The organism is Flavobacterium limicola, assembly GCF_003634755.1.
In the GTDB taxonomy this organism is placed as follows: Bacteria; Bacteroidota; Bacteroidia; order Flavobacteriales; family Flavobacteriaceae; genus Flavobacterium; species Flavobacterium limicola.
In genome coordinates this window covers 1,496,666-1,512,643 of record NZ_RBXA01000001.1, presented here as the reverse complement: position 1 = coordinate 1,512,643, position 15,978 = coordinate 1,496,666, and the positions used below count along the sequence as shown (strand labels likewise).

The window sequence follows — 15,978 nt, the reverse complement described above, 5'->3', positions numbered from 1 at the left end:
CTATTGCCATTGAAATTGTTTTTCTTTACAATCAAATTTAATGAATAATGAATAAACAAGAACGTGTAACTTTTGTTATAAATACGTTAAAAGAATTATACCCTACGATTCCAATTCCGCTGGACCATAAAGATCCATATACATTATTGATCGCTGTTCTGTTATCAGCACAATGTACAGATGTGCGAGTGAATCAGATTACGCCTTTGCTTTTTGCAAAAGCTGATAATCCGTACGATATGATCAAAATGTCTGTGGAGGAAATAAAAGAAATCATTCGTCCGTGTGGCTTATCGCCAATGAAATCTAAAGGAATTCATGGTTTATCACATATTTTAATTGACAAACACGGCGGAAAAATACCTGAAAGTTTCGAATTTCTGGAAGAATTACCCGCAGTAGGACATAAAACTGCCAGTGTCGTGATGTCGCAAGCTTTTGGAGTTCCTGCGTTTCCTGTGGACACGCACATTCATCGCTTGATGTACCGCTGGAATTTAACCAATGGTAAAAACGTAGTCCAAACGGAGAAAGATGCCAAACGTCTTTTTCCTGAGGATATCTGGAATGACTTGCATCTTCAGATTATTTGGTACGGAAGAGAATATTCTCCGGCTCGTGGGTGGGATTTAGAAAAAGATATTATCACCAAAACCATTGGTCGAAAAACGGTTATTGACACTTATTATAAAAAATAAATTAACTAAACACAAAAAACCGCTGATTCCCATTAAGAATCAGCGGTTTTTTTTAGTTAATACTTATTAGAATAGTTAAACTAACTTTTCATCAATTAATACAATTCTAATTCGATATAATTTCGAAACTTTTATTATCTACTTTTATTATGGTTAACGCTTTGGAATAGCCTAATAAAAAAGAAATTGTTTCTTTACTTGGTTTCATCGTTTGGTAAACTAATGATTTTTTTGAGTAAGTTTTTGCCATATAGTAATACATATTTGTTTTCTATTACAACGCAGCAAGTTTCAAGATATTGTTAATTGGTCAAAACAATTTGGTGTTTATCAATTACTTTTCTCAAATTCATCAAAGCATAACGCATTCTCCCTAAAGCCGTATTGATGCTCACTCCGGTAGATTCCGAAATTTCCTTGAAACTCATATCTTGGTACATTCGCATCACCAAAACTTCTTTTTGATCCGCTGGAAGTTCTTCAATTAATTTTTTCAAATCCATTTCGACTTGTTCCGAAATTATTTTATTTTCTATCGTCAAGGAATCATCAGACATAATTGAGAAAATAGAAAATTCCTCCGTTTCTCTGAACATGGGCATTTTTTTCGTTTTACGGTAATGATCAACCACCAGATTATGGGAAATACGCATTACCCATGGCAAGAATTTACCTTCTTCATTATAGGAGTTTGATTTCAAAGTCTTAATCACTTTGATAAAGGTATCTTGAAAAATATCGTTGGTAATATCTCTGTCGGGGATTTTAGAATAAATAAATCCATAGATTTTTGATTCATGCCTTTTTATTAGTTTAGCTAAGGCATCCTCATTACCTGCGACATATTCCTTAACTAATGACGCGTCTGGGAGTTGTATATTAACCATAATAATACTTTTTAGTTTTAATTAAAATTGGAGAGTTTTCTCTAAAAAGTAGTTTTCTATTATAGGCTAAATTGGATTAGGTTCGTTAAGTTTTCAAATTTAACTAAATATTATTTTAACATGCAAGTAAAATTAATGAAAATTAACATATCATGAATAAAATTTGTTAAAATTTTTCTTCTTTTTTTCACATTTATCATACAAATAGCATGCCGTTGAACAAAAAGAATAGTTTATGTCAAGGAATTCTTAAAAATAAAAAAACTAAAATAAAGTCTGATTGTTAATGCATTAGAATCAAACTTTATTTTAGTTTTAACTATATTGCTGATTGTCTACGATTATTGGTAGACTCTGATGTAATCAACTATGAACTCCTGCGGTAGAATATTATCATCAACTTCTGGTCCACCAAAGTTTCCTCCTATTGCCATATTCACAATAAAATAAAAAGGCTGGTTATAAGGCCAAATTGCCTCTGTTTTATTTTCAGGCTGAAACGTATACACTAAAGTATCATCTACAAAAAAATCGATTTTGTCTTTTGTCCATTCCATAGCGTAAATGTGAAAACCTTCCTCAATATCATCAAATCTTGTTTTCTTGGTATTTATCGTATTTCCATGGCTGTCCTGGGTGTGCAAAGAAGTAAAAACCATATTGGGTTCTTTCCCAACATATTCTAAAATATCGATTTCACCACATTTTGGCCAGCCAACTTCATTTATATTAGAACCTAACATCCACAAAGCAGGCCATACTCCTTGTCCAACAGGCAACTTTGCTCTGGCCTCAAAACGACCGTATTGAAACTCTTTTTTACCTTTGGTAGTAATGCGTGTCGAAGTGTATTTATCACCTTCTTTTTTACCTGTAATGACCAATTTGTTTTTAGCAAGCTTGTGATTTTGTTTCGTGTACAATTGTCGTTCGTTATTTCCCCAACCGCAATTAGGACAACCGTCACCCAGTTCAAAATTCCAACTCTTTTCGTTTAACGTTTTACCGCTGAAATTCTCTTCCCAAACTAGTTTTCGTTTGTTCTGTTGTGCAAAAGAAAAATTGACCACAAGTAATAGTACTAATATTTTTTTCATTTTATTTTAATTAGAATATTGAAAATCACCTTCCAATTTTGTCACTGAACTACCTCCGATGAATACTTTAAAGTCTCCAGCTTCTGCTTCCCATTTTCTATTGGCTGTAAAATATTCGATTGTTTTCTCATCAATTGTAAATACCACTTTTTTAGTTTCGTTGGGTTGTAATTCGATCATTTCAAATCCTTTCAGTTCTTTTACGGGACGCGTGATACTTCCTATCAAATCTCTAATATACAATTGAACGACCTCTTTTCCATTAACTTTTCCAGTATTTTTTAAATTTACAGAAACTTCAATTTTACCGTTTTCAGCAAATGTTTTGGATGATACTTGCAAATCCGAATATTCAAATTTAGAATAACTTAAACCGTGACCAAAAGGATACAAAGGCGTATTTTTTTCATCGATATAATGCGACCAAAAAACACTTTCGGGTTCATTCATAACTGGCCTTCCCGTATTTTTATAATTGTAATAAATAGGAATCTGACCTACGTTTCTCGGGAAAGTCATTGGCAATTTTCCACTTGGATTGTAATCACCGTATAAAACCTGCGCAATTGCATTACCGCTTTGTGTTCCTAAATGCCAACCTTCAACTATTGCAGGAATATTTTCATCGGCCCAAGGAATTGCTAATGGACGACCATTATTTAAAACCAAAACCACATTAGGATTGACTTTATAAACTGCTTCCAATAATTCTTGCTGTACACCCGGCAAACCAATATCGGTTCTGCTTCTTCCCTCGCCAGATTGTAAACCGTGTTCTCCCAAAACCATAACTACCACGTCAGCTTGTTTTGCAGCTGCAATAGCTTCTGCAAATCCACTCTTATCCGTCGTATTGATTTTAGTTTCCCAAATGAATTGTGTTCTTCCTTCAGTTACCTCAGCTCCTTTTGCATAAGTAAGTTGATTTCCTGAGTACTTTTGTAATCCTTCCAGAACAGAAACTGCTGAATTATCATCCGCAGCGATTCTCCAACTTCCCAATGGACTCGTTTTATCATTTGCCAAAGCACCAATTAATGCAATTTTTTGACCTGATTTTTTAAGAGGCAATAATTCCTTTTCATTTTTCAAAAGCACGATTGACTTTTTGGCCATATCCAAAACTCCTTCTTGAAATTCTGCTTTTCCAACGGTTGCTAGTTCTCTATTTTCATCACAATATTTGTATGGATCATCAAACAAACCTAATTCGAATTTTACTTTCAGAATACGTCTCGCCGCATCATCAATAATACTTTCTTTGACTTTGCCTTCTTTGACTAATGCCACCAAATGCTCCACATACGCACTGGATTCCATATCCATATCTGAACCTGCATTAATCGCTATTTCAGCTGCTTGTTTGCTGTCCTTAGCAAAACCATGTGGAATCATTTCGTTGATAGAACCCCAATCCGAAACTACAAAACCATCAAATTTCCAATCTTTTTTCAAAACTTCTCTTTGCAAATAGGCATTTCCTGTTGCGGGAATTCCATTCAATTCATTGAAAGAATTCATAAATGTTCGCACACCTGCATCAACTGCCGCTTTAAAAGGTGGAAAAATAGTATTCTGTAACACCGTTTCGCTTATATCAACCGTATTATAATCTCTTCCGGATTCGGCAAAAGCATATCCTGCAAAATGTTTGGCGCAAGCTAAAATAGTATTTACAGCGGCTAAATCTTCACCTTGAAAACCTTGTACACGAGCTACGGCAATTTTACTTCCTAAAAATGGATCCTCACCCGCACCTTCCATAACGCGTCCCCAGCGGGCATCTCTGGCTATGTCAACCATGGGTGCAAAAGTCCAGTTTAGTCCTACGGCAGCGGCTTCTTCAGCAGCTATTGCAGCCGACTTTTTCATCGCTTCTAAATCCCAACTTGCTGCTTCAGCGAGCGGAATTGGGCTGATCGTTTTATACCCATGAATAACATCAAATCCAAAAAGCAAAGGAATTCCCAATCGGGTTTGTTCGACCGCTATTTTTTGCAACGCTTTTACATCTTTAACGCCTTTCACATTCAGCATTGAACCGACTAAACCTTTCTTTAGATCCTCGTATTTTTTGGCCGCTTGACCTTCTTTTGGAGTTGGACCTGTAATATCCCAAAAACCATTGTATTGATTGAGTTGTCCTACTTTTTCTTCCAAAGTCATCAATTGGAGAACCGAATCAACTTTAGTATTTAAAAGATTTTCTTTAGAATATGAAACATGAGATTTTAAAATTTTATTGCTGCAACCTGTAATTACTAGAGCTGCTATTGCAAATGATGCTAACAGGGATTTATTTTTCATCTTTATCCATTTTATTACAATTAAAAGGCCGGTAAAAGAACCGACCTCCTTATTCATTCCCTATTTTCTGTTTTATTGATAAATCCTTACATAATCAATCTCCATTGAAGATTGTGTAAAAGCAGGATCAATAGCTCCACCAAAAGTTCCTCCCATTGCAACATTAAATAGCAAGAAAAAATCTTTATTGAATGGTATGGTGTTATTATTGACTATAGAATGGACTACGGTTTCGTCTACTAAAATTTTAATAGATGTAGCACTCCAAATCGCTTTATACACATGAAACTCAGTTGACGCATTTGAAATAGGCACTTTGTTTCCATCTGCATTTCCACCAGAGCGTCCAGGATAATGAAATGTGCCATAAACACTATAAGGTTCATTTCCTTTATACTCCATAATATCTATTTCACCACATGCCGGCCAAGCATTTGTATCAATATCAGCTCCTAGCATCCAAATAGCTGGCCAAGTACCTCCCCCTGAAGGCAGTTTGGCTCTAACTTCAATTTTACCATATTTGAATTCGTATTTATCTTGGGATGTTAATCTAGATGAAGTATATCCTGTACCTACTTTTTTAGCAGTAATCTTCAAGCTTCCGCCAGCTACAATAATATTATCAGCCGCATTTGTATAGGTTTGTTTTTCATCATTACCCCAGCCACCAGCGCCAAGATCATAACTCCATTTTGAAACATCAGGAGCCCCGTCAGTATTGAACTCATCTGAAAAAACTAAATTTGTGTAATCAGCATCCGGAGCTGCTTGAACTGGCTTTGTAGTTGTAAAAGTATGGTACCACACAAGTCCTGAATCATTACCCTGAACAGCTCTAACAACCATTCTGTTTTCAGTAAGAGCTAAAATTTCATACGTACTCTGTCCAATATAATACCCCATAAATCCACCATCAGAAATAGTCATCAACGTACCACGTGTTTGAGTAGCCGCATTAGGATTTTTGGTTACAAACGATTCTGAAGGGCTTAATGACACTGATTTTATTCCAGTAGTCGCATAATTCAAACAGGAATCATCACTTCCTGAACCACCAGCAACACTTAAGAAAGCTTTATTAAAAAATGTTGTTCCGCCATTGTCCAAATTGAATTTCAACTGTCCTCCCACTTCTGAGAAAGTCAATACATTATCATACAAACAACTAGTGCTTGCTGCTCCAGCTTTTTCAAAAGCTACCGCTTGATAGTAAAAACCGTAATAATTTTGATCCGCATTTGAATTATTTGGCCCTACTCCTAAATGTCCTACCTCTGAAGCAGAAAAATACCATTTTTTAGAAGTTCCACCCGACAATAATGTCACTGCTTCATCATCACTAAAAGTACTTAATACCTTAACATCAACTGTTGTATTAGATGTTAATCCCGCTTTGCCCGAAGCAACAACAACAACTGTATACGAATTTACACCGGTCTTAGTAAAACGTTTTTCATAAACGCCACCAGGAGCATTTTCAGAAGTACCATCACTAAAAACAAATTTGTACGATACAGCATTATCAGCTTTTATAGTAAATTTCACTTTTCCTGTTCCATCACCATCAGGTGTAGCAACTGTTTTTCCTATTATTTCATACTCTACCTGCAAATTACTAGGAGCCGCTAATTCCCCAAAAGAGTAATCATCTTTTGAACAATTAACCATCAATAGCAATGTAAAAAGGGCGATTGCATTTATTAATATATTTTTCATCTTTTATATTTTTAGTTGGATTGTTTTATATCATCAAAATAGTAACTAGTTCCAGTACCACCAACATTGAAATCAGGGAATAAAATCACTCTATCATAAGCATTAGCAGTATTGAACGAAGAGGAAGTTGTGAGATCAAAAGTTATTACTTGCCAAGAATTAGCAACAGTAGCAGTGGCTTCAACCTCTACAAAAACAGTTGGATTATTATTTCCGTCTTTAGGAGACGTAGACACTTCCATTTTCAATAATATTTTTGCTCCTGCCTTAGGTGACCAAACATTTACGTTTACTTTAGTTCCTTTAGAAAAATCAACTTTTGAATCTAAATTCAAACTTGCTCCTGCCCAAACTTGAGCTCCTGCAGTTTTTTCTATTTTAACCACTTTATTCGAAACATTATTTCCTGTTTTGTCAGGATTTGTTACTACAGAAACTGGGATACCACTAAAATCAGCAGCTCCAAAACCAGCCCATGGATATGTCAAAGTAGTAGATTCAAAGTCAATTGGCATTTCAATTAATGCAGTAGGAGCTTTATAGAAATAGATGTTGTCAATAAACACACTTCCTTCTGCCCATGGTGTACCTACAAATTTCAATTGAAAAATATCAGCAACAGTTAACCCTTGACTTGTAAAGGCTGAAATTGGAATATCAATACTATTCCATTGATTAGCAACTAAGTTTTTTACTACTGGTTTCTCCCCATTAGTTTTGCTAATCAAAGACGTTTCTAGCTTTTGTAAATCCGCAGTCCAAACATCCATGTGAAGAAATTCCATACCCGATACATCAATTGTTTTACCATCTGCTAAAGCGATTCCTTGGTAACTCAATTTAATATAATTAAGCATTTTGTCTCCATTCAAGTCAAATTCAGCCCAGCTACTTCCTTGATTTCCTTGTCCCCAATCTGGAAAAAAATTAGTTCCTACAACATTAGTGTATTTTGAACCGTACAGAGAAATTACATCTGAAGCCTGTCTATTTGGAGGTGTCGCTGCTGATGTAAAAGGCTTGTTTACAATAGTCACTGTAAACTCCTTGATGAATTCTGTAGTTTTAATAGCAGCACTTTTAGAAACCAATCTAATTGTATAAACCCCCGCATTTTGGTAAGTATAGGAAACTGATTCTCCATTATTAGCACTTATTGGATCCGGTTTTCCAGCTTCCCCAAAATAAACATCATAAAATAATGCATAATCTGCAGTGGCTTTTACATTAACTTTCTTAGAAACCTCTAGATCATTTTCGATAGTTACTACTAAATTTTCTGGTGCTTTAAATGAAACTACTACGTTTTGAGTAACTTCAGTTTTTTTACCGTTCAACGTCGTTCCTACGATTTTTGCATTATAAATTCCTTCTTTATACGTATGATCTACTGTTTCACCCGCATTTACATATGCAGGCTCCGTTGTTCCGTCGCCAAAGTAAATTTCATATCGAGTAACTCCTTCCCCACGAGGCAAGAAAGTTACGTTTCCTGTATTGTCTTGAGTAACTGTGGTCAAAGCCGAAATATTAGTTGGAGCTCCAAGAACATCTAAGTCAACTAATTCATTCTCAGAGGAACAACTAAAAACTAGTGCCGCTACGAGAAGACTTGTTATATATTTTATATTTTTCATGATATTTTTTTTTATTAGTATCCAGAGTTTTGTGTCCAATTTCCGCTTGAGAATTGAATTTCCTCGATAGGAATAGGAAATAATTCGTTTTTACCAGCGGTGAATCCACTTATTTCTTGAGTTGCTTTTTTGGTTCTTACCAAATCAAAGAAACGAAGCCCTTCACCAACAAACTCTACTCTTCTTTCTGCCCAAATAAAATCGGTTAATGCAGCTCCTGAAGCCGTAATATCATGATTTGTATCCCCAAAAGCACGTCTTCTTACTTCATTTAAATACAATTTTGCTTTAGCATCATCAATTCCTCCTCTATTATACGCCTCAGCTGCCATCAATAAAACATCAGCATAACGGATGACTCTATAATTATTAGGATTTGTTAAGTTTAAATCTCCAGCTGCGTTTGAACTTCTTTTTCTCGGAATGTATTTTCGATTAAAATAACCTGTATTTTCATATCCTTGACCATAAGTCGCACCAGTTGCTAATCCCCATGCAGTCATGTCTAATATTGCTACATCCTTACGTTTATCACCTACTTCAAAAGCATTTACAATTTTAGCAGTTGGAACATTAAAACTAAAACCTGAGGTATACAAGGGACCTGAATAATTTCTTGGTCCGCTAAAACCTACAGCAACATTTCCTTCACTACATTGTAAACATCCAAAACCTGCACCTTTGACATCAGTATATTGTACTTCAAAAACTGATTCTTCTCCGTTTTCTCCTACCTCCTCAAAAATGGTATTATAATCCAGAACCAAAGAATAATTTTTATCAGTAATTATTTTTTGTAATGTAGTAGCTGCTTTTCCAAAATTATCTTGATATAAATAAGCTTTTCCAAGTAGAGCTAGAGCCGCTCCTTTAGTCGCTCTCCCCTTTTGAGAAGGTACTGCTGCTAAGTTATCTGAAGCATAAATCAAATCTGCTTCAATTGAAGCATAAACATCAGCCACTGAAGAACGTGCTATGGTTTTTTCGTCACCAATTTTAAAACGAGCATCTCCTTTTAATGGAATCGCACCAAACCATTTTACTAATTCAAAATGATAATAGGCTCTTAAAAAACGTGCTTCAGCTATTATTTGGTTTTTTCCCTCAAAGTCTATTTTGTCTTTGAATTCTAAAATATAATTAGCTCTATTTACTCCTCCAAACATCCAGTTCCAGATGTCTCTAAGGTTGCTATTCACTGGCGTATGTATCATGTCATCAATTTGTTGAAAACCGATAACATCTGTTTGACTTTCACCTCCTGCTAAAGTATTATCAGAAGCAATTTCGCCCAGCAATACGTTTACATACGATGATTGAAGCGGATCATAAGCAGCCACTAAAGCGTTTTCATAATCTGTTTTTGAATTGAAATAATTTTCAGAATCGATAGAGTAAACGGGGTCGCGATCCACAAAATCATCGCTACATGAAACTGTAAGCAACGAAAATAGCGCTACTGCAGTTATGGATATATATATGTACTTTTTCATCTTAATTGGAATTAAAAATTAATATTTAGTCCTAATAAATACGTTCTAGGAATAGGATAAAAACCGTAATCGATTCCGCCACCTATAGGATCACCATTAGAAGCACCTGGGTCAAAACCTTTGTATTTAGTAAAGGTGTACAAATTATTTACTCCGGCATACAAACGTAGTTTTGTTATTTTTACAATTTCAGATATCTTAGGATTCAAAGTATATCCTAATTGAATGTTTTGGATTCTCAAATACGAAGCATCCTCAACAAAATAATCAGAAAAAACATTGTTTGCTGTCGCACCAGTTGTTACCCTTGGAACAGAGTTACTAGTACCCTCACCTGTCCATCTGTCTAATACATAATTCAATCGGTTAGCATCTGATAATGTTCTTTCGTAATTTCTTACCATATCATTGCCTACAGAAGCAAACGTGTAAAGTGCAAAATCAAGGTTTTTATAATTCAGTTGTAAATTAAAACCCATAGTAGCAGTAGGTATTGGATTCCCAATATCAGTTCTGTCATTAGCATCAATAACCCCATCTTTATTTATATCTACAAATTTAATGTCTCCAGGAGCAGCATTTGCACCTAAAGCTAATTGAGAAGGATGTACATCAATTTCTGCTTGGTTTTGAAAAATACCATCTGTTTTATAACCGTAGAAATACCCGATAGGCAACCCTACTTGCATTCTAGAAGGAGACGGTTGACCAACCCCAAAAGAACCACCTTCAATAAATCCGGTACCATTGTTAACTTCTAGCACTTCATTTTTCAAGAAAGTTAAATTGTAACCCACACTCATATTAAAACTGTCTGAGAAATCATGTTTAAAATCTACAGCAAATTCAACACCCGAATTACGAACTGTACCCGCATTTACAGTAGGTGCAGAAGCTCCAGGCGCATAATTTCCAGTAATTCCTGAAACAGGAATATTCGGAATCAATAAATCTTTACGCGTATCAATGAAATAATCCGCAACAATAGACATTTTATTATTTAATAGTTTTAAATCCAATCCAATATCAAATTTTCTAGCTTCTTCCCATTTCAAATCAGGATTTGCAATTTGACCTGTCGCAGTTCCGTTTACTAAAGAACCATCAAAAACATAAGTCCCTTCTCCAGATAATAAACTTACATAACCATTATTTGGTATTTGGTCATTTCCTAAAGTACCATAACTAGCTCTTAATTTCATGAAGTTGATTTTTTTGTCTTGGCCAAAGAAATTTTCGTCAGAAATTATCCAACCAGCTGTAAAAGAAGGAAAGTATCCTACTTTATTTCCAGGTCCAAATTTTGTAGAACCATCACGTCTCAACATAGCTGATAAAAGGTATTTTCCTTTGAAATCATATTGCATTCTTCCAAAATAAGAAAGACGTCTTTCGTCATAGGCATACGCACTATTCGTTTTTGCATCTAATATTCCCGTGGTTAACGAAATATCTGCAAAATCCCAAGAATTGTTAGGAACATCATACCCAGTAGCGAACAGACCGTTACCCCATTCTTTAAAGATAGTATTACCTAGTGTGGCTACAAAATTGTGGTCGCTAGCGATTGTTTTAGTATAAGTAGCAAAGGCATCAAATGAGTAATTATTATCGTTAATTGCATTTTGTGTTACTGAACTTCTGACAACATCAAACACTTTTCCACCGTAACCTACTTGTTTAGCAAAAATTCTTGACTTACTATTTGAAGTATTAAATCCCATCGAGCTTGACAAAACTAAACCGTCAATTAATTTGTACTCTAATGCAAAGTTTCCGTTTAATTTCTTAAAATTGTAATCGTTATTTGTATTTTCAATTTGTGCTAAAGGATTGATGATTTCGTTTCCTAATCCTGTTGTATTAGGTACTAAAGTAAAATCACCATTAGCAGTGTAAGGAGTTAAAGTGGATGGAACATTTAAAGCATTGAATAAAACAGAACCTAATCCATTTTCAGTTAATGTTTTACGATTAAAATACGTATAAATAACATTAGTTTTCAATTTTAATTTTTCACTAACATCAGCATTTAAAGCTACTCTGGCTGTATTTCTTAAAAATCCTGATTTACTTTGACCAACAATTCCTTCTTGGTCTAAATGCGAACCACTAACTGCATAGGTAACTTTGTCTGAACCTCCTGAAATAGACAAATCATGATTAATAATAGGTACACCATTACTAATCACTTCGTCTTGCCAATTAGTCCCTTTACCTAAACCAGTAACACTTGTGTAAGGCAATGATTTTCCGCCGTTAGCATAACTTTCGTTTAATAACAACGCATATTCCGTAGCATTCAGTAAGTTTAATTTTCTAGAAGCTTCTTGAAATCCCGTATAAGTATTATAGGAAATTTTAGCTTTAGAATTCTTTTTACCTGATTTGGTGGTTATTAAAATAACTCCGTTAGCTCCAATGGTTCCGTAAATAGCTGCTTGTGCATCTTTAAGTACAGTAATAGACTCAATATCATTAGGATTTAACAAACCTAATTCACCCACATAACCATCAATAATAGTAGTAGGGCCATTTTCTCCATTTGTTGCAATACCACGAATTCTAATATCTAAGGCGGCACCTGGTGAACCCGATTGTGAAGTTACATTTACCCCTGAAACAGTACCTTGTAATGCTTGTTCAATTCTTACTGGTTTCAAGATTTCAAGCGTCTTACTGTCTACTACAGATACAGCTCCTGTTACTTCTCGCTTTTTCTGGCTTCCGTAACCAATTACTACAACCTCATCTAAAACTTTAGAATCTTCCTGAAGTGAGATAGAAAGAGTACTACTACTAGAAACTACTTTATATTCTAAATTTTTAAATCCTAGATATGAAAAAACTAGAGTTGCGCCAGAGGAAACCCCTTTTAGAAAAAAACGACCATCCATATCTGTCGCTGTTCCTATTGTTCCGTTTTTAACTTGAACATTTACTCCTGGTATCGGTAAACCAGAACCTGCTTCTTTAACAACTCCTCCTACATCATATCCTTGGGCATAACCAAAAGAGGATAGAATTAGAAAAAGGATTAGTAGATAGTTTGACTTCATAATTTATGTTTTTTGTGAATTATAAAATTATAACGGATGAACTAATAATAAATTAAAAAGAACCTCAACAAAAAACATACAATACAAAAAAAAGCATATTTAATTTTTGATAGTTCAAAAAATACAGGAAATTAAGAATAAATTAAGAAAATAATTTCTTTTTAGAAACAAAAAAACCACAACAATAACGTTAATGTTGTGGTAATGTATAGTTTTATTTATGAAAATTTGAGGAAACTATACAGCTAAAATGTACTCTACAAGTCCTTGTTCATGCGATAATTCCATTTTTTTACGCAAACGATATCTTTTTATTTCCACACTTCGTACAGAAATATTTAATAAAGGGGCAACTTCCTTGGAAGAAAGATTCAATCGCAAATAAGCACACAATCGCAAATCGTTTGGAGTTAAGGAAGGATGGGCTAGTTTCATTTTTTTCAAAAAATCTTTATCTGCATTGTCAAAAGCTTCCTTAAAAACACTCCAACTGTCGCCTTCAGTAATATTTTTATTAATTGTAGATATTACTGATTTTATGCTCCTGTTGCCATCATCCGGCGTTTTCTTTAGGTCTTCTTTAATAAAAGCTAACAATTCATTTTTACTGTTCAAACTCATCGTAGAGACTACTAATTCTCTATTTTTAATATCTACATCATGAGAAAGTTGTTCATTTCTAATGCGCATCAATTCCTGCTCATTTTCAAGCTCTTTAATCTCTAATAAAAGATTATTTTCTTCAATCAATTTCTCTTTTTGTTTCTGATAATAATTTTTATAAGTCTTATGAATAAATCGAGCCATTACAAGCATAAAAATTAAATATACAAGGAGAGCAATATTGGTTAAATACCAAGGTTTTTGTACGGTAAACGAATATACCGCTATATCTTCCAAAGTAGAGTTTGCAAACTTAGCTCTGACCTTAAAAGTATAATCGCCCGGAGGCAAATTCTTGAAACTCACCGATGGTTTTGCGCTCCATTCGCTCCAATCGTCTTGAAATCCTTCTAATAGATATTGAAATTCCGCATTGATGTATTTATTAAATTCGGGAACTGTATAATTAATGGTTATATTATTTTCATCATATTTAAAACGGCCTTCTTCCTTGAAGAAACGGTTTTCGGAACTTCCATTCAGCTTATTTGTTGTGATTGTGGTTATAGAAACATTATGGTTTTTAAAACTCAATTCATTAAGATTTAAAATATAATACCCGTCAGTCGTTCCTATCAAATAATTAGAATTGGAAATTTGAGTAATATTTTCGTAGCCTAACATCGAATTGGTCAATGAAGCTGGAATAGGAATCACATTTTGTTTAAGTTGACTACTCAATTTACTCAAAGAAAAATAATGAATATAATTTTTTGAAAATAACCATATTTTGTTAGAATTATCCACAATCAATTTCCCCGAAGTATATTCCTCTTTTTCAAAAATAGAACTTAATACCGCATCCTTACTAAACTGTTTTGTTTTTTCATTCAGTTTAAAAATACCTTCTTTATTCGCATAATATATGGTATTATTGAACTTTGTCAAACTTGCATTTCTTCCTTTTGTAGGTGTTTTATAGGTTATAAAAGGCTTCGTTTTTATTAGTTTACTATCCAGCTGCAACCTAAAAATGCCTTTATATTCATGGCTTACATAGACCTCCAGCGCATTTGTGGTTTCAAAATATTTTGAGGAATAATCAAACCCAGCTATTTTGTTTCTAAAGCCCCATTGGTTATTCGTTTTTGCCAAAACTGAAATTCCGTAATAATTTCCTTGAAGCAAAAGCCCTTTTTGATTGGGTACCGTTTCAAATTTCCAAGTTCCTGATGCTGAAAATATATTCTTTGCAACAGCATTTTCAATAACAAAAGTTCCCGAATCGTGACCGCAAAAAAGCGTCCCTTCATACTCAAATAAAGACCAAACCTGCCCTTTGGTTCCATTCACAAATTTGAATTCATCATTACTCTGATAACTTTTATAAAATAAACCTTGATTGGTTCCCACATACAAATTACCATTATAAAGTTTTGAAGTATAAACCGTTCCTAGAATTCCAGTATCATCAACAAAATTTTGTATTGGAGATTGCAGATTAATGCAATTGATTCCATTATCCAATCCTACCCAAAGATTTTTATCCGCATCCTCATACAAAGACAGCGCTGTATTATTACTCAATCCCTTATTTTGAGTGATATGATATTTAATTTTCCCGATATTATCTAAGATAAAAATCCCATTAGAAACGGTTCCCAAAGCATAACTTCCATCCGAAAGTAATTGACTGCTATACACACTACTGGCTGCTAATTCCGAATCAACCTCAGTAGAAAACTTTGTTAAAACAGTTCCTATGAGTTTATAAAATCCATTTAATTGTGTCTGGATTAAAAGTCCTTCATCAATAGCAAAAACATTGACAATTTTATTACTTTGTAAAATTGGATTATTGGAAACTAATCGTCCTTTTCCGCTTTCTATTTCAAAAAGTCCTTCGTTAAGGGTTTGAAAGTAGATTGCATTTTTGGTACGGAATGATTTGGTAATATTGTTTTTTGGAGAAATGATTTTGAAACCACCTGTTTTAGTATCATAAATGTAAATCCTATCCAAGGATTGAAAAATTACCCATTGATCATAATTCAATATATTCCAAAATTGCTCATCATCAAGAATTTTAGTTTTTATTGTTTTGCTCAGTGAAGTATATTTTAGTTTTCCATTTGCCTGTCGCGTCCAGAAACCAAATTCCATATAACAACCCGTGTAAATCTTATTTCCTATCGCTTTAACAGAACGAACAATCGTTTCATTTGGAGATGGATATAATCCCCAGTTTGAACCATTAAACTCTAATAACCCTTCATTATTAGCAAAAAAAACATAATGATTTTGATCCTGCGAAATCATCCAGTTTTGGTTTCCTGCACCATAAGTAGTGGAGGTGTATTTTACAATGGGTGGCAATTCTTGAGAAAAAGCACAAAAGGATATTAAAAAAAGAAAAAGGTATAATTTTGTTTTCAATGGTATGGTGAAATTAATTTTTTCAAAAATAATCTTAAAAAT

General features: G+C 34.0%; 10 protein-coding genes. 1 reads left to right on the top strand and 9 read right to left on the bottom strand.

All coding sequences use genetic code 11. The features are described from left to right. Positions 1-47 precede the first annotated feature (47 nt). Positions 48-698: an endonuclease III domain-containing protein gene (locus tag BC952_RS06675; protein WP_121364772.1), complete on the top strand. Its 651-nt coding sequence runs from the start codon at positions 48-50 to the stop codon at positions 696-698. 106 nt (positions 699-804) lie between these two features. Here BC952_RS06675 and BC952_RS14840 read toward each other — a convergent pair whose 3' ends face one another. The 9 genes from BC952_RS14840 to BC952_RS06635 all read right to left on the bottom strand — a co-directional run bounded on the left by BC952_RS14840 (position 805) and on the right by BC952_RS06635 (position 15,936). Beyond that, positions 805-948 carry a hypothetical protein gene (locus BC952_RS14840; RefSeq protein ID WP_165151563.1) on the bottom strand — a complete coding sequence of 48 codons (144 nt, stop codon included), beginning with the start codon at positions 946-948 and terminating at the stop codon, positions 805-807. 52 nt (positions 949-1,000) lie between these two features. After that, positions 1,001-1,585, bottom strand: a complete 585-nt coding sequence (locus BC952_RS06670) for an RNA polymerase sigma factor (protein WP_091171946.1) — start codon at positions 1,583-1,585, stop codon at positions 1,001-1,003. A gap of 341 nt (positions 1,586-1,926) precedes the next feature. Further along, complete coding sequence (locus tag BC952_RS06665; protein WP_121364771.1) at positions 1,927-2,682, bottom strand: glycoside hydrolase family 16 protein; 756 nt, start codon at positions 2,680-2,682, stop codon at positions 1,927-1,929. 6 nt (positions 2,683-2,688) lie between these two features. Continuing rightward, positions 2,689-4,989 carry a beta-glucosidase BglX gene (gene bglX, locus BC952_RS06660; protein ID WP_121364770.1) on the bottom strand — a complete coding sequence of 767 codons (2,301 nt, stop codon included), beginning with the start codon at positions 4,987-4,989 and terminating at the stop codon, positions 2,689-2,691. Positions 4,990-5,061: 72 nt separating this feature from the next. Then, entirely contained in the window at positions 5,062-6,708 is a 1,647-nt protein-coding gene (locus BC952_RS06655) for a glycoside hydrolase family 16 protein (RefSeq protein WP_121364769.1), read from the bottom strand. An 11-nt stretch (positions 6,709-6,719) separates the two neighbouring features. Beyond that, positions 6,720-8,345, bottom strand: a complete 1,626-nt coding sequence (locus BC952_RS06650) for a carbohydrate binding domain-containing protein (protein ID WP_167445705.1) — start codon at positions 8,343-8,345, stop codon at positions 6,720-6,722. A 14-nt stretch (positions 8,346-8,359) separates the two neighbouring features. Next, positions 8,360-9,838, bottom strand: coding sequence for a RagB/SusD family nutrient uptake outer membrane protein (locus BC952_RS06645; protein WP_121364767.1), 1,479 nt, complete (start codon positions 9,836-9,838; stop codon positions 8,360-8,362). A gap of 11 nt (positions 9,839-9,849) precedes the next feature. Beyond that, the gene (locus tag BC952_RS06640; protein WP_121364766.1) at positions 9,850-12,897 is read right to left on the bottom strand and encodes a SusC/RagA family TonB-linked outer membrane protein; all 3,048 of its coding nucleotides are present in this window, start codon (positions 12,895-12,897) and stop codon (positions 9,850-9,852) included. A gap of 237 nt (positions 12,898-13,134) precedes the next feature. Further along, positions 13,135-15,936, bottom strand: coding sequence for a helix-turn-helix and ligand-binding sensor domain-containing protein (locus tag BC952_RS06635; RefSeq protein ID WP_244200104.1), 2,802 nt, complete (start codon positions 15,934-15,936; stop codon positions 13,135-13,137). Between the last annotated feature and the right edge of the window lie 42 nt (positions 15,937-15,978).